Source organism: Hymenobacter tenuis, assembly GCF_054780495.1.
The window spans coordinates 46,418-60,599 of the sequence record NZ_BAAGWF010000007.1 but is presented as its reverse complement, the minus strand read 5'-3'; the positions used below and the strand labels follow the sequence as shown (position 1 = coordinate 60,599).

At 64.7% G+C, this 14,182-nt stretch carries 12 protein-coding genes; 7 read left to right on the top strand and 5 right to left on the bottom strand.

Translation table 11 applies throughout. The features are described from left to right. The first annotated feature begins 195 nt into the window (after nt 1–195). Genes ACYVGU_RS20015 through ACYVGU_RS20000 form a run of 4 tightly spaced genes read left to right on the top strand, consistent with a single transcriptional unit; the run spans nt 196 to nt 6,330 of the window. The gene (locus ACYVGU_RS20015) at nt 196–1,347 is read left to right on the top strand and encodes a DUF4856 domain-containing protein (protein WP_460623557.1); all 1,152 of its coding nucleotides are present in this window, start codon (nt 196–198) and stop codon (nt 1,345–1,347) included. A 48-nt stretch (nt 1,348–1,395) separates the two neighbouring features. Next, nucleotides 1,396–2,505 (top strand): imelysin family protein, encoded by a 1,110-nt coding sequence (locus tag ACYVGU_RS20010; protein WP_460615279.1) that lies wholly within the window; start codon nt 1,396–1,398, stop codon nt 2,503–2,505. Continuing rightward, entirely contained in the window at nt 2,505–3,872 is a 1,368-nt protein-coding gene (locus tag ACYVGU_RS20005) for an HTTM domain-containing protein (RefSeq protein ID WP_460623556.1), read from the top strand. Before ACYVGU_RS20010 ends, ACYVGU_RS20005 begins: the two co-directional genes overlap by 1 nt. Then, nucleotides 3,853–6,330: a TonB-dependent receptor domain-containing protein gene (locus ACYVGU_RS20000; RefSeq protein ID WP_460623555.1), complete on the top strand. Its 2,478-nt coding sequence runs from the start codon at nt 3,853–3,855 to the stop codon at nt 6,328–6,330. The genes ACYVGU_RS20005 and ACYVGU_RS20000 overlap by 20 nt, the downstream gene beginning before the upstream one ends. Nucleotides 6,331–6,391: 61 nt before the next feature. On the opposite strand, the gene ACYVGU_RS19995 is transcribed toward ACYVGU_RS20000, so the two are convergent. Further along, on the bottom strand, nt 6,392–6,682 hold the full coding sequence (locus ACYVGU_RS19995) for a hypothetical protein (protein WP_460623554.1): 291 nt from the start codon (nt 6,680–6,682) through the stop codon (nt 6,392–6,394). A gap of 315 nt (nt 6,683–6,997) precedes the next feature. Here ACYVGU_RS19995 and ACYVGU_RS19990 point away from each other — a divergent pair, with 315 nt between their 5' ends. From ACYVGU_RS19990 to ACYVGU_RS19980, 3 genes are all read left to right on the top strand, one after another. Further along, on the top strand, nt 6,998–8,596 hold the full coding sequence (locus ACYVGU_RS19990) for an amidase (RefSeq protein ID WP_460623553.1): 1,599 nt from the start codon (nt 6,998–7,000) through the stop codon (nt 8,594–8,596). Nucleotides 8,597–8,799: 203 nt separating this feature from the next. Further along, nucleotides 8,800–10,005 (top strand): metal-dependent hydrolase family protein, encoded by a 1,206-nt coding sequence (locus tag ACYVGU_RS19985; protein ID WP_460623552.1) that lies wholly within the window; start codon nt 8,800–8,802, stop codon nt 10,003–10,005. A gap of 11 nt (nt 10,006–10,016) precedes the next feature. Beyond that, nucleotides 10,017–11,348, top strand: coding sequence for a Zn-dependent hydrolase (locus ACYVGU_RS19980; protein WP_460615285.1), 1,332 nt, complete (start codon nt 10,017–10,019; stop codon nt 11,346–11,348). 767 nt (nt 11,349–12,115) lie between these two features. Here the strand turns inward: ACYVGU_RS19980 and ACYVGU_RS19975 are convergent. Genes ACYVGU_RS19975 through ACYVGU_RS19960 form a run of 4 tightly spaced genes read right to left on the bottom strand, consistent with a single transcriptional unit; the run spans nt 12,116 to nt 14,119 of the window. Further along, nucleotides 12,116–12,526, bottom strand: a complete 411-nt coding sequence (locus tag ACYVGU_RS19975; protein WP_460615286.1) for a DUF6691 family protein — start codon at nt 12,524–12,526, stop codon at nt 12,116–12,118. Between the two features lie 12 nt (nt 12,527–12,538). Beyond that, entirely contained in the window at nt 12,539–13,099 is a 561-nt protein-coding gene (locus ACYVGU_RS19970; RefSeq protein ID WP_460623551.1) for a YeeE/YedE family protein, read from the bottom strand. Between the two features lie 12 nt (nt 13,100–13,111). Next, the gene (locus ACYVGU_RS19965) at nt 13,112–13,753 is read right to left on the bottom strand and encodes a class I SAM-dependent methyltransferase (RefSeq protein ID WP_460623550.1); all 642 of its coding nucleotides are present in this window, start codon (nt 13,751–13,753) and stop codon (nt 13,112–13,114) included. A 27-nt stretch (nt 13,754–13,780) separates the two neighbouring features. Further along, a complete protein-coding gene (locus ACYVGU_RS19960) occupies nt 13,781–14,119 on the bottom strand; it encodes a rhodanese-like domain-containing protein (RefSeq protein WP_460615289.1) in 339 nt (112 codons plus the stop codon). Nucleotides 14,120–14,182 lie beyond the last annotated feature (63 nt).

The window sequence follows — 14,182 nt, the reverse complement described above, 5'->3', positions numbered from 1 at the left end:
CCTGAAGTAGGCTGTTGACCGGCGTGGGTTGGGGTAAGTGCCTTTATAGGAGCGCCCCGGGAGGTAAAGAATGCCTGAGGCTGAGGTAGAGCAGGAGGAGTAATTAGAAAAAGTCTAAGTAAATCCTGCTCTCTATTTGTAATATTTCCAAATAAGGAAATACCTTTGCCGCATCATTCCCCTAACCCTTGCTTTATGTCGTTTAAATACGCTTCGCTGCCGCTCCTCGCCCTCGCCCTTGGCTTCACTTCCTGTGACAGCAAGGACAACGAGCCAACGCCAGCCCTGCGCCCCAAGATGGATGCCAGCTCCCTGACGGCCACATCGCGGTATACCGAGTCATTCAAGGATGCCAGCGGCCAGAGCACCGTTGATCTGGGAGCCGCCGCCCAGCGCCTGAACATGTTCTCGGAGTTTAACTCCTACATGGCCCTGGTGGCCGTGGCGCCCCCGGCCGCCCCCCAGACCCTGGACGTCGCCAAGCTGCGGGGCCTCTACGCCAACACCGGCAGCTTCTTTACGGGAGCGGGCCTAAACACCGCTGGCTTCTCGCTGCGCACGGGTACGGCCGCATCGTTTGCTGGCACGTCGGCCGAGGCCGCGCGCACCTACATCGATAACAACATCACCAAGCTGGCCACCGCCAGCGAGTCGGTAAACCAAGTGGCACTGCCCGGCTCGGCCGGCCGTCTGGGCCGCTACCTGGTCGACGAGAACGGCATCGAGGTAAACCAGGTGATTCAGAAGGCCCTGATCGGGGCCGTGCTGCTCGACCAGATCGACAACGTGCTGCTGACCGACAACGCCCTGCAGGCTAACAACAGCCAGCTGGTAGAAGGCAAAAGCTACTCCGAGCTGGAGCACAACTGGGATATGGCCTACGGCTACCTGACCAGCAATGCCATCATGACCACGGACATCAACCAGACGCCCCGCGAGCGGTTCCTGGCCGGGTACCTCAACGAGAAAAACGGCCCCGCCTCGCCGGGCGTGTACATGGCCTTCCTGAAGGGGCGCGCGGCCATCGTCAACAATGATGCGGCCGGCGTGAAAGCCCAGGCCACCATCATTCGCACGGAGCTGGAGAAAACAATTGCCCTGTCGGCCGTGTCTTACCTGGCCAACTGGAAGGCGGCAGCCGACCCGGCGGTGAAAGCCCACGCCCTGGGCGAGGGCCTGGGCTTTATTTACTCCCTGCGCTTCTGCACCAAGTTTGGGGCCGATGCCGCCTTCTCGGACTCGTTGCTGTCGGGCCTGACGTCCGGCACGAACGGCGCCTGGAGCCTGACCAATGCCCAGGCTGACGTGGCCATCAACGCCATCAAGGCCAAGTTCAACCTGCAGTAATCCGGGTGCCGCCTAGCCTGTAGGCCCCGGCCACTCTATCCGCTTCTCATGAAAAAGTTTCTTCTGTTTGCCCTGACCCTGGTGCTGGTGGCCGTGGGCCTGATCAGCTGTCAGAAAGACGCCGGCGGCGCGCCCGAGCCCAGCACGGGCCCCGACCGCCGGGCCCTGCTCACGCACTGGGCTGACAGCCTGGTGAAGCCCGGCTACCAGCGCTTCAATGATAAGTTAGGGGTCCTGAAGGCCAGAACCACGGCCTTTACCGCCGCGCCTACCCCCGCCACGCTGGGCCTCCTGCGCCAGGCCTGGCAGGAAGCCTACGTGGGGTGGCAGCAGGTGGAGCTTTACGAGTTCGGGCCCGCCGAGCAGGTCAGCCTGCGCAATCACTTCAACATCTACCCCGCCGATGTGCCCGGCATCAACCGCAACATCAGCAGCGGCAGCTACAACTTTGAGCTTTCCTCGGCCATTCCCCAGCAGGGCTTCCCCACCGTGGACTATCTGCTTAATGGCGTAGCGAGCGGGGACGAGGCCATTGCCCGGCAGTACGCCGCCTCGGCCAATCACCGCCAGTACCTGACGGACGTGGTTGCCAAAATGGAGCAGACCTTCGCGCCGGTATACACGCAGTGGAACGGCACCTACCGGGAAACCTTTATCCAAAGCACCGGCACCGACGCCAGCTCCTCCCTCTCGCGGGTGATCAACGCCTACTCCCAGTATTTTGAGCGCTACCTGCGGGCCGGCAAAATCGGCATTCCCGCCGGGGTTATGACCGGCACGCCCCTGCCCGAGAAGATTGAAGCCTATTATAGGGGCGGGGCGCTGCCCCTGCAGCTGGCCACCACGGCCCACGCTACGGTGCAGCGGTTTTTCAACGGCCGCCCCGGTCAGCCCTCGCTGAAAAGCTACCTGGATGCCCTCGACGCCAAAGACAGCCGCACGGGCCAGGGCCTGACCGGCATCATCACCACCCAGCTTGACGCCTCGGCCCAGCAGCTGGCCGCCCTCGGCCCGGACCTGCACCAGACCATAACCGCGCGCAATGCTGCCGCAGTCTCGGCCTACAACGAGATGCAAAAGGCCGTGCGCCTGCTCAAGGTGGACATGACCTCGGCCCTGGGCATCACCGTGACCTACGTGGATAACGACGGCGACTAATGCCCACCCGCTGGCTTTCTGCCTACCTGCAGCGCACTACCGCTGCCGCCCCGCTGGCTACGTTCCGCATGGCTTTTGGCCTGCTGGTACTGGCCAGCGTGGTGCGTTTCTGGGGGAAGGGCTGGATTGCGGAGCTGTACCTGCAGCCCAAGTTCTTTTTTACTTACTACGGCTTTGAGTGGGTGCGGCCCCTGGGGGTCTACACCTACGGGCTGTTTGCTTTGTGCGGGCTCTGCGCCCTGCTCGTGGCCCTGGGCTACTGGTACCGGACCGCCGCCGTGGGCTTGTTCCTGAGCTTTACTTACATCGAGCTCCTGGACAAAAGCACCTACCTCAACCACTACTACTTTGTGAGCCTGGCGGCCCTGCTGCTGGTGCTGCTGCCGGCGGGCCGCTACTTTTCCCTGGATACCTACCGGGAGCCGGCGCGCTGGCGCAGCGAGGTGCCGGCCTGGACGGTGGACGCGCTGCGCCTGCTCCTGGGCATCGTGTACGTGTACGCCGGGCTGGCCAAGCTGAACTCGGACTGGCTGGGGCAGGCCATGCCCCTGCGCATCTGGCTGCCGGCCAAAAACGATCTGCCCCTGGTCGGGCCCCTGCTGGGCCAGCCCTGGGTGGCTTACGCCTTCAGCTGGTTTGGGGCGCTCTACGATTTAACGGTGCCGTTTTTTCTGCTTTACCACCGCACCCGCCCCTGGGCCTACGCGACCGTGGTGGTGTTTCACGTGCTGACGGCGGTGCTGTTTCCCATCGGCATGTTTCCCTACGTGATGATGGTCGCAGCCCTGATCTTTTTTCCCGCCGCCTGGCACGAGCGCCTGCTGCGGCGCCTGCGGGCCCTGGGCCGGCTGGCGCCGGTTACCCCAGGGCCGCCGACTCCGCTGCAGTACGGCCCCGCCCGCCGCCGCCTGCTGCTGCTCGCGCTGGGGGTGTTTTTCACCGGGCAGCTGCTGCTGCCGTTTCGCTACCTGCTCTACCCCCACGAGCTGTTCTGGACCGAGGAGGGCTACCGGTTTTCCTGGCGCGTGATGCTCATGGAAAAGATGGGCCAGGTGCAGTTCAAGGTGGTGGACGGCGTCACGGGCCGGGCCCGGCTGGTCAACAACTACGAGCACCTGAGCGTGCTGCAGGAGAAAATGATGAGCACCCAGCCCGACATGCTGGTGCAGTTTGCCCACTACCTGCGCGACTACTACGCCCGGCGCGGCGTGCGCCGCCCCCAGGTGTACGCCGATGCCTACGTGAGTTTAAACGGGCGGCTGGGCAAAAGCTTTATTGACCCCACGGTGGATTTGGCCCGCGTCCGCGACGACTGGCGCCCCAAGTCCTGGATTTTACCTTTCGACGATGAGATTACCGGTTTATAGTGCCGTGCTGACGGCGAGTGTGCTCGCCGGCTTTTCCGCCGCGGCCCAGCAGGTACGCTGGCAGGGCCGGGTGCGCGAAGAAGCCACCGGCCGCCCCGTGGCCGGCTGCGAGGTGTACGTGCGCGGCTCCCGCCAGATTGCCCGCACCGACTCGGCCGGTTTGTTTACCCTGGCCCGGCTGGCGCCCGGCCGGCAGCTGCTGCAGTTTTCCTCCATCGGCCACGAGCCGCTGAAAGTGGAGGTACTGGTGTCCGCGGACGGGAGCATCCCGGAGTTTACCCTAACCCGCCGGGAGCGGCAGCTCCAGGAAGTCGTGGTGGCCGCGCCCCAGGCACGCTTCGGGCCCCAGCGCCTGCGGGAGGTGGAAGGCACCGCCATTTTTGCGGCCAAGAAAACCGAGGTGATCGTGCCCGACAGCCTGGTGGCCAACCTGGCCACCAACAACGCCCGGCAGGTGTACTCGCGGGTGGCGGGACTCAACATCTGGGAAAGCGACCAGGGTGGGCTGCAGCTCAGCATCGGCGGCCGCGGCCTCGACCCCAACCGCACCAGCAACTTCAACGTGCGCCAGAACGGCTACGATATCTCGGCCGATGCCCTGGGCTACCCCGAAAGCTACTACACCCCGCCCGTGGAAGCCGTCAAGCGCATCCAGCTGGTGCGCGGGGCCGCCTCCCTGCAGTACGGCACCCAGTTCGGGGGGCTGCTCAACTTTGAGCTGCGCGCCCCCGAGCCAACTAAAACCGTCGCGGTGGTGTCCCGGCAGACGATGGGCTCCTTTGGCTTTTTCAACTCCTTTAACAGCGTAAGCGGCACGGTTAAAAAGCTGAGCTACTACGCCTTCGCCCAGTACAAGCGCGGGGACGGGTGGCGCCCCAACAGCCGCTTCGACAGCAAAACGGCCTACGCCGATCTGCGCTACCAGTTCACGGAAAACCTCAAGTTAGGCGCCCAGGTGACCCACATGAACTACCTGGCCCAGCAGCCGGGGGGACTCAGCGACCGGCAGTTTGCCGACGACCCCCGGCAGAGCAACCGGGAGCGCAACTGGTTTGAAGTCAACTGGAACCTGTTCAATATCTCGGCCGACTGGAAGTTAAGCTCCCGCTCCCAGGTAAACCTGACCACGTTCGGGCTGCTGGCCTCGCGCCGGGCCCTGGGCTTCCGCACCAACTTCGTGGAGCGCCCCGACGCTGACACCCAGCAGCGCGAGCTGATCACCGGCGACTTCCGCAACGTGGGGGCCGAGGCGCGCTACCTGACGCGCTACGCGCTGGGGGCTACGAAAAGCGGGGTGCTGCTGGTGGGCACGCGCCTGTACCGCGGCTTTAACCACAGCCGGCAGGGCGCCGGGCCGGCCGGGCGCCGGGCGGAGTTTCGCTTTGAGGAGCCGGGGGCGGGCCTGAACGCGCCCTCGGCCTCCTCGGACTACCGCTTCCCGAATCACAACGCCGCCCTGTTCGCCGAAAACATCCTGTACTTCGGCGAGAAATTCTCGCTCACGCCCGGGGTGCGCCTGGAATACATCCGCACCCGCGCCCAGGGCACGTACCAGACGGTATCCCGGGACCTGGCCGGCAACATCACCGCCGTGCAAACCACGGCGGAGCAGCGCACCAGCCCCCGCACGTTTGTGATCGGCGGCCTGGGCGCCAGCTACAAGCCGGTGGAGGGGCGCGAGCTCTACGCCAACGTGTCCCAGAACTACCGCTCCATCACTTTCGGGGACATGCAGATTGTCAATAACTCGCTGGTGATTAACCCCAACCTGCAGGACGAGCGCGGCTACTCCGCCGACCTGGGCCTGCGCGGGGAGCAGGGCCAGTGGCTAACCTACGATTTGAGCGTGTTTGCCCTGGGCTACAACAACCGCATCGGTGAGATTGCCACCTACGACGCCTTCGACCGGCCCTACCGCTACCGCGACAACATTGGCCGGGCCCTGATTCTGGGCCTGGAAGCCTACGCCGAAGCGGATGTGCTCCAGGTGCTGCGGCCCGGGCGCGAGCCCGGCCCCTGGCGCTGGTCCACGTTCGGCAACGTGTCGTTGATCCGCAGCCGCTACACGCGCAGTGCCAACCCCGAGGTGGTGGGCCAGCAGGTGGAGTTTGTGCCGAACGTCAACCTGAAGGCCGGCCTGCAGGGCGGCTACGGGCCGGTGAAGGCGTCCGTTCAGTTTACCTCGCTTTCCGACCAGTTCTCGGAAGCCACTAATGCCGACAACAGCCCCCGGGATGCGCGTCCCGACCCCACGGCGGCCGTCGTCGGGCTGATTCCCGCCTACCGCCTGCTGGACGCTTCCGTGTCCTGGGAGCGGCGCTGGCTAAAGCTGGAAGGCAGCATCAATAACCTGACCAACGCCCGCTACTTTACGCGCCGCGCTACGGGCTACCCCGGCCCCGGCATCCTGCCCTCGGATGGGCGCAGCTACTTTCTGACCGTAGGCGTGAAGTGGTAACCCGCGGCTAGCCGCTCCGCCAGGAAGGTTGGCCCCGGCCGGTTTCAGGGGGGGGCGGGGGCTAGTGCGGCCGCTTTTGCCTCAACGCGCAGTAGGTCCAGGTGCCGGCCCAGGCGGCCAGGATAGGCAGCGCGGCCGAGGCCACCGTGTGCCCAGCTGGGCGAACACGGGCTCGGGGCAGGCGCCGGTCAGCGCCCAGCTTAAAGATGATGCAGCCAATCCAAGTGCCGTGGTTGTACTTTTTGTCGGAGATTATGATTTCCTGGCCGTGGATTGTTTTGAGAAGGTTGCGCTTGCTAAGGTGAATGAAAATTAGCCCTGCCTGAATAATCGGGCCGATAATGCTGTCCATGGGGTTCTCGTTACAACAGGGCGAAAAATGCGGACCGCCTAGGGCTGGTAGTCGGAGGTTTCGGGCCTGAGCTACCTGGTGTTGTGCTCGCAGACCAGGCGCTTGACCATGTACTCTCTCCGTCCCCGACGGCCACTACAAGGTGGTTGTGGACTGCCTCTAATTGCTAGACCTCGGCCAATAGCCTAATCTTCGCTTCGGAACCGTTACCATCCGCGTCGTCCGGGGGGAAGCAATGGGGCGCGGTCGCACAAAGAGAACCACGAGGACGCGGCGAAAAAATACTATTTTCGGACATCCTTCCCGCGCCCCGCCATGCTGCCAAAGATTGGTTTCCTGCTTTTTCGCTTGCTTAGTATTGCCTGGCTAGCCACCGGCTGCGGCCGTTCCGCCCCGCCGGAGCAGCCAGCGAACCGCCCGCCTTTCGACGTGACGGAGGCCTCGATTAGCGACGTGCAGCGGGCCCTGCAGCGCGGCGACTGCACTTGCGAGCAGCTGGTGCGGGCCTACCAGGCCCGCATTGCCGCCTTCGACCAGCCCACCCGCCTCAACGCCATCGTGGTCACGAACCCCTCCGCGCTGGAAACCGCTCGGCAGCTCGACGCCGAATACCGCCGCAGCGGCAAGCTGCGGCCGCTGCACTGCACGGCCCTGATTGTGAAGGACAACTACAACACGGCCGGCCTGCAAACCGCGGCCGGCTCGGTGGCCCTCCGGGGCTTTGCCCCCGACGCGGACGCCACGGTGGTAAAGGCCCTGAAAGCCGCGGGCGCCATCGTGCTGGCCAAGGCCAACATGGCCGAGTGGGCCTTCAGCCCCATGGTCAGCATCAGCTCGATTGCCGGCGAAACCCGCAACCCCTACAACCTGGCCCACGTGCCGGCGGGATCGAGCGGCGGCACGGCGGCGGCCGTGGCCGCCAGCTTCGGCACGGCGGGCCTGGGCACCGACACGGGCAACTCCATCCGCGGGCCCTCGTCGCACACCGCCCTCGTCGGGTTCCGGCCCACGCTGGGGCTGCTGAGCCGGGCCGGCATCGCGCCGCTCTACCTGCGCAACGACACCGGCGGCCCCATGGCCCGCTCCGTGGCCGACGCGGCCCGGCTGCTCGAGGCCATGGCCACCGGCCCCGACCCCGCCGACCCGCTCACCCGCTACGGCGCCGGCCAGCGGCCGGCCGCTGGCTACCCGTCGTTTCTGGACCCCAAGGGCCTGCAGGGGGCCCGCATCGGGGTGCTGCGCACGCTGAGCGAGCGCCACCCCGACCCGCAGATAAAAGCCCTTTTCGAGCGGGCCGTGGCGGATTTGCGCCGGGCCGGGGCGACGGTCGTGGACGTGGAAATACCGGATTTTGACCGGGTGAGCGCTAATCAGTGGAGTTCCGTTTTCAAGCACGACGTCAACCAGTACCTGGCCGCGCTGGGGCCGCGTTCGCCGGTGCACAACATCGATCAGGTACTGGCCGCGGGCCAGTATTCGGCTTACATCAAGGAAAACCTGCAGGACGAACTCGCCCACGGCGTGAGCCCCAGCGCCGCCGAAGCCGGCCGCGGCGAGGCCTACACCGACCCGCGCCGCATCGCCTTTCGAGCGGCGGTAACCGCCGCCATGGATGCCCATAACGTGGGCGCGCTGGTGTACCCCACTTGGAATAACCCCCCGGCCAGAATCGGCGATCTTAAGGGCTACCAGGGCGACAATAGCCAGCTGATTGCCCCGCATACCGGACAGCCGGCCTTCACGGTGCCCATGGGCTTTACCTACGACCAGCTGCCGGCCGGCCTGCAGTTCCTGGGCCGCTCATTTGCCGAGCCCACGCTCATCAAATACGCCTACGCCTACGAGCAGGCCACCCACCACCGCCGGGCGCCGGCCCGCTTTCCCGCGCTGCCCGGGAAAGGCCCGGCCCAGTAGGTTGTTTTCCCTCCAATCGCATGTCCCAAAGCCCCTTTGTGCTGCTTGCTTTCCTGCTGGTGCACTGTCCTTCCCAGTTGAGCGCCCAGGTGAAGGCCCTGCGCTTCGGCCAGGTGATTGACGGCCGGGGGCGGGTGCTGCCCAACGGCGTGATCCTGGTGCAGGCCGACCGCATCGTGGCGGTCGGCCCGGAAAAGGACGTGGTGATTCCCGCCCATGCCGAAGCCAGCGACCTGCGGGCCTACACCGCCATTCCCGGGCTCATCGGCGCGCACACCCACCTGACTTTTTACTGGGACCAAACGCCCGGCAGCACCCCGTGGCAGCAGCTGGGCACGCTAGGGCCGGCCGTGACGGTGTTTCTGGCCCAGGAAAACGCCCGCAAGGCGCTGGAAACGGGCGTCACCACCGTCCGCGACCTGGGTTCTTCCGACGGGATGGACCTGGCCATGCGCGCGCTTATCAACCGGGGCGCCATGCCCGGGCCGCGCATGTTCGTGGCCGGCAATGGCCTGCACATCAGCGGACCGCCGGACATGGCGGGGGCCGTGACCGACCCCGGGCAGTGCGACGGCGTGGCCGAGGTGCAGCGCGCGGCGCGGCAGCAGCTGGCCGCCGGGGCCGACTGGGTGAAGATGTACGGCTCGACCGGCAGCGACCAGGACGTGACGGGCTTCCAGACCTTTAGTTACGAGGAGATGAAGGTCGCCGCCGACGTGGCGCACCGCGCCGGCAAGCGCATCGCCATTCATTCCTACGGCCCCGACGGGGCCCGCGACGCGGTGCGGGCCGGCACCAACACCGTGGAGCACGCCATTGACCTGGACGACGCCACGCTGGCCGCCATGGCCCGGCAGGGCACGATTTACGGGCCCACCGTTGAGCACAACCGCTACTACATCGCCCACCGCGCCGAGTACGGGTACGACTCGGCCGTGGTGGCCGGGTTAAACCAGTACGGGGCCAAAAACTTTGCGACGGTGCAGCGGGCGGTGAAAGCGCACGTGAAAATGACCATGGGCTCGGACGCCGTCTTCACGGGCTTCGGCGAGAACACCCGCGAGCTGGCCTGGTTTGTCAAAGCCGGCCTGAGCCCGGCACAGGCCTTGCGCACCGCCACCACCACCGGGGCCGAGATGTTGGGCATGGAAAGCTCCCTGGGAGCCCTCGCCCCCGGCTACTACGCCGACATCGTGGCCTTCGAAGGCGACCCGCTCCAGGACATTCAGGTTGTCATCGAGTACGTGAAGTGGGTGATGAAGGGCGGGCAAGTAGAAGTCAACCGCACGGGCGCCAACCCCGCGGCGAGGGGCTGGGGCGGACGCCGGCCCCTGCACGCCCCGGTTTTAACCCAGGCCCGCTGGTTAACCCCTGCTGAGGGCTTGGCAGGGGGCGTTTCGCTTATCTAGAAAAAACCGTGATGAAAAGAAGAACCTTTATCAAGAATGCGTCGGTCATCGCCTTGGGTACCAGTGCCCTGGGCCTGCTGGGGGCCTACGGGCAAAGCGCGGCGGCGGGCACCCCCTTGCGGGTGAACGAAGCGCGCCTGGTGGCCCGCCTGGCCGACCTGGCCAAGTTTGGCCGGGACGACCGAGGCCACGGCTACCGGGTCGCGTTTACCAAAGGAGACATCGACGGAAGAGCCTGGCTTATCGCGCAAATGAAACAAGCGGGGCTAAACCCGGCCATCGATGCGGCCGGCAACATTGTGGGCAAGCGGCCCGGGAGCAATCCCAAGCTTGCCCCCATTGCCTTTGGCTCGCACATCGACATGGTGCCCGACGGGGGCAACTACGACGGCCCGCTGGGGGCGCTGGGCGCGCTGGAAGTCATTGACGTGCTGAACGAGCGCAAAATGCGCACCGAGCACCCGCTGGAAGTCATCATTTTTTCCAACGAGGAAGGCGGCACCGTGGGCAGCATGGCCATGGCCGGGGGCTTAACCCCCGCGGGGTTGCAGCAAAAAAGCCAAAGCGGGCTCACCATGGCCGAAGGCATCCGGGCGATTGGGGGCAACCCCGACAACATCCAGTCGGCGGTCCGCCAAAGGGGAGCCCTGCGGGCCTGGGTGGAGCTGCACATCGAACAAGGAGGAATTCTGGCGCGGGAAAACGTTCAGATTGGGGTGGTGGAAGGCATTGTGGGCATTGTGCATTGGGAAGTCACCGTGGAGGGGTTTGCCAACCACGCCGGCACCACCCCCATGAACGCGCGGCAAGACGCCTTGCTGGCGGCGTCCCGGCTGGTCATCGCCGTCAACGAAGTTGTCACCTCGGTGCCCGGAAACCAGGTGGGCACGATTGGTAAACTAGCCGTCACCCCCAGCGCCTACAACGTGATTCCCGGCAAAGTGGTCCTGGGCTTGGAAATCCGGGATTTGGACGCCGCTAAAATCGAAACGCTCTTTCAAGAAATCGAGCGCCGGGCGGCGGCCATCGCCACGGCCAGCCGCACCACCATCCGGTTCGAGAGGCAAGCCAACGCCTCCAAACCAGCGCTCACGGATAAGGCATTGCAGCAAGCTGTCCAGACCGCGGCCAAGGGCCTGGGGCTGAGCACCAAGCTGATGCAAAGCGGGGCCGGCCACGATTCCCAGGAAATGGCCGTGATTGCCCCCGTGGCCATGATTTTCGTGCCCAGCGTAGGGGGCATCAGCCATTCGCCCCAAGAATTGACCAAACCAGGGGATGTCGCCAACGGCGCCAATGTGCTGTTGCAGACCATCCTGTTGATTGATAAGGCCAAATATTAATAACCAGCCCCAAAAGGGTATTTCCCATGGGCAGCTCGTCCTGCCGGTGTACGGTACCCAACTTCTTCCCCAGCAGGTCGGCCCCGGTACCAGTTGACAAATCGTTCGCCATTTGCTTCATAATAGGCTACTTATGCTGCCTTTCCGCCAGCTGATTACCCGTCTCTGATACGAGTACGCTTAAGTTGGCAGTTTCGCAACGGCCACGTCCGTTTAGAGCCTGTTCTGAGCTAGTGTTCTCAATCGGATGCACCAGCACGTCGCCGGACCAGCCGTGGCTTCGCTATAGAACAGGCGAGTCGGTTCGTCTTTGCTTTCTTCAGCAGCGACAAGTGATGGTAGCAAGGTATTTGTGCAAGGGTAGCTTGCACAAATGCTTCGTGCGGGTAGGCTTGGGCAAGGCGGCGTATGTACTTGAGATTGTGCCTCGAGAGCCCTTGCAGGGCTCAGAATTCGCGCTGCAGTTCCGTTGCTGATTAATCGGTGACTTTCGCTTCTCATCCTTGCTGGGCCTGCTGCTCCAGAATGAGGCGGACGAAGCGGCAGTACCAGACGAGCAGTTCGCTGGTGGCGGCCCGGGCCGCCCGCCCCGCATCTGGGCTCGGCGAATCTCCTGTTTTACCTCATTTAATAGACCGGCAAAAGCCGGCAGATCATTAGAAAGCAACATCAATAGAAGCCAGGAGGAAAGCTGGAAAAGACGCTGCGCAAGGATAAGCGGGTTGCGAAGCTAGTCCGGTTTCGACCGGTTTCAGGGGGGGCGGGGGCTAGTGCGGGAGCTTTTCGCGCAGGGCGCTGTAGGTCCAGGTACCGGCCAGGGCGGCCAGGATAAGCACCGCGGCACCGGCCACCCCGCTGCCCAGCTGGGCAAACAGGGGCCCGGGGCAGGCGCCGGTCAGGGCCCAGCCCAGCCCGAAGATGACGCCCCCGATCCAAGTGCCGTGGCTGTACTTTTTGTCGGCAAGGATGATGGCATCCCCACTGATAGTTTTGAGGCGGTAGCGCTTGATGAGCTGGATGGACACGAGGCCTACCAGAATAGCCGAGCCGATGATGCCGTACATGTGGAAGGACTGGAAGCGGAACATCTCCTGGATGCGCCACCAGCTGATAACTTCGCTTTTGGTCAGGATAAGGCCGAACAAGACGCCCAGCACCAGGTATTTCAGGTTTTTCATGAAGCAGGCGGGTTAAAACAGGAGGGGATACACCACCCAGGTCATGAGCAGGCCGCCGACAAAGAAGCCGACCACGGCCACCAGCGACGCCCACTGCAGGTTGGCCAGGCCCGAGATGGCGTGGCCGGAGGTGCAGCCCCCGGCGTAGCGCGTGCCGAAGCCGACCAGAAAGCCCCCGAGCACCAAAAACACCCAGCCTTTCCAGTTCAACAAATTTTCCAGGGCGAAGAGCTCCTGGGGCAGCAGGCCCGTGAAGTCGGTCAACCCCATCTGTGCTTGCAGGTCGCGCACGGTTTCGGGGGAGATGGCAATGGTCTCGGGGTGGCCCAGGAGCTGGTAGCCAAGGAAGCCGCCGAGGGCGATGCCGAGCACAAAGAAGAGGTTCCAGATTTCCGCGCGCCAGTGGTAGGTCAGGAAGGGGATGCCGGCGGGCAGGCAGGCGGCGCAGACGTGGCGCAGCGAGGAGCTGATGCCCAGGGCTTTGTTGCCCAGGAGCAGCAAAGCCGGTACGGTCAGCCCGATCAGGGGGCCGGCCACGTACCAGGGCCAGGGCTGGCGAAGTAACTCAAGCATAAGGGTTGAAAGTCAGAGGGACAGGGCCTCCGCCGTCCGGCGAAAGGCACAGAATAAAAAAGGTTGAGTGGTCTGAAAAGGGGTCAGGTGGTCCTGCTGCCAGCAGCGTACTTTGGCAAACCCCTCGGGTACCCGCGCCGAAAGCGTGGCCTCACTGTATTGCTGCACGGGCAGCCCGCTGCACCGGTCCGGCCCGGTCAGGGAAAATGTGCCCAGCACCAGATAGCCCCCGGGGTGTAGGGCCTGCCGGGCAAGCGCCAGGTAGCGGGCAGCTTCCGGGGGCGCAGTCAGGAAGTGAAAGGCGGCCCGGTCGTGCCACAGGGCGTAGGAGCGGTCGGGCACAAACGTCCGGATATCCGCCTCGATCCAGCGGACTTGCTGGCTTTGCTGGCCCAGCCGCTGGCGGGCTTTGCTGAGGGCAGTGCCCGAGATGTCGAGCACTGTCAGGTCGTGGTAGCCCTCCGCCAGCAGGTGGTCCACCAGGCGGCTGTCGCCCCCGCCAATGTCGATGATGGGAGCATCCCGGGGCAGGGCACTAGAACGAATAAAGTCCAGGGACGCCGTGGGCACCGGTTGGGTCCAGCTGACCTCCTGGGGCTGCTTGGTTGCATACAGGGTATCCCAGTGCTGTTTGGAATTAGGTAGGGAGCTCATGGTCGGGGCAAAAAAGGGGGCAAAAGTTTAGCAAACCAGCTTTCCGGGCCAATCCAGTACGCCGGCGAGCAGGTTGGCCACGGTGGTAAAGCCCGCTTTGGTGAGCTGCGTTGCGGCCGTGGCCGAGCGCGCCCCACTGCGGCAGTACACGTAGGTGGGCTGGGCCTGGTCGAGGGCGGCTACGCGCCGGGCAAAATCCGGACTGGTCACGTCGATGTTTATGGCTCCGGGCAGGTGGCCTAGGGCAAACTCATCGGGGCGGCGCACGTCCAGCAGCACGGCGCCGGGCTGGCGCAGGCCGGCAGCAAACTCCGCCGGCTTCAGGTTTTGGTACGCTTTGGCAGCGGAATAAAAAAGTTTGAACATGGTGAGATAGGGTAGGGGAGGGCTGCGAAACCAGGCCGCCGCCCGCCAGGGCCGGGCGGCGGC

Bases quoted from the DNA above. Each gene is read 5' to 3' on its own strand.
- ACYVGU_RS19990 (WP_460623553.1), top strand. From the start codon at position 6,998: ATGCTGCCAAAGATTGGTTTCCTGCTTTTTCGCTTGCTTAGTATTGCC.
- ACYVGU_RS19980 (WP_460615285.1), top strand. From the start codon at position 10,017: ATGAAAAGAAGAACCTTTATCAAGAATGCGTCGGTCATCGCCTTGGGT.
- ACYVGU_RS19960 (WP_460615289.1), bottom strand. From the start codon at position 14,119: ATGTTCAAACTTTTTTATTCCGCTGCCAAAGCGTACCAAAACCTGAAG.
- ACYVGU_RS19995 (WP_460623554.1), bottom strand. From the start codon at position 6,682: ATGGACAGCATTATCGGCCCGATTATTCAGGCAGGGCTAATTTTCATT.
- ACYVGU_RS20015 (WP_460623557.1), top strand. From the start codon at position 196: ATGTCGTTTAAATACGCTTCGCTGCCGCTCCTCGCCCTCGCCCTTGGC.
- ACYVGU_RS20010 (WP_460615279.1), top strand. From the start codon at position 1,396: ATGAAAAAGTTTCTTCTGTTTGCCCTGACCCTGGTGCTGGTGGCCGTG.
- ACYVGU_RS19970 (WP_460623551.1), bottom strand. From the start codon at position 13,099: ATGCTTGAGTTACTTCGCCAGCCCTGGCCCTGGTACGTGGCCGGCCCC.
- ACYVGU_RS19965 (WP_460623550.1), bottom strand. From the start codon at position 13,753: ATGAGCTCCCTACCTAATTCCAAACAGCACTGGGATACCCTGTATGCA.
- ACYVGU_RS20005 (WP_460623556.1), top strand. From the start codon at position 2,505: ATGCCCACCCGCTGGCTTTCTGCCTACCTGCAGCGCACTACCGCTGCC.
- ACYVGU_RS19975 (WP_460615286.1), bottom strand. From the start codon at position 12,526: ATGAAAAACCTGAAATACCTGGTGCTGGGCGTCTTGTTCGGCCTTATC.
- ACYVGU_RS20000 (WP_460623555.1), top strand. From the start codon at position 3,853: ATGAGATTACCGGTTTATAGTGCCGTGCTGACGGCGAGTGTGCTCGCC.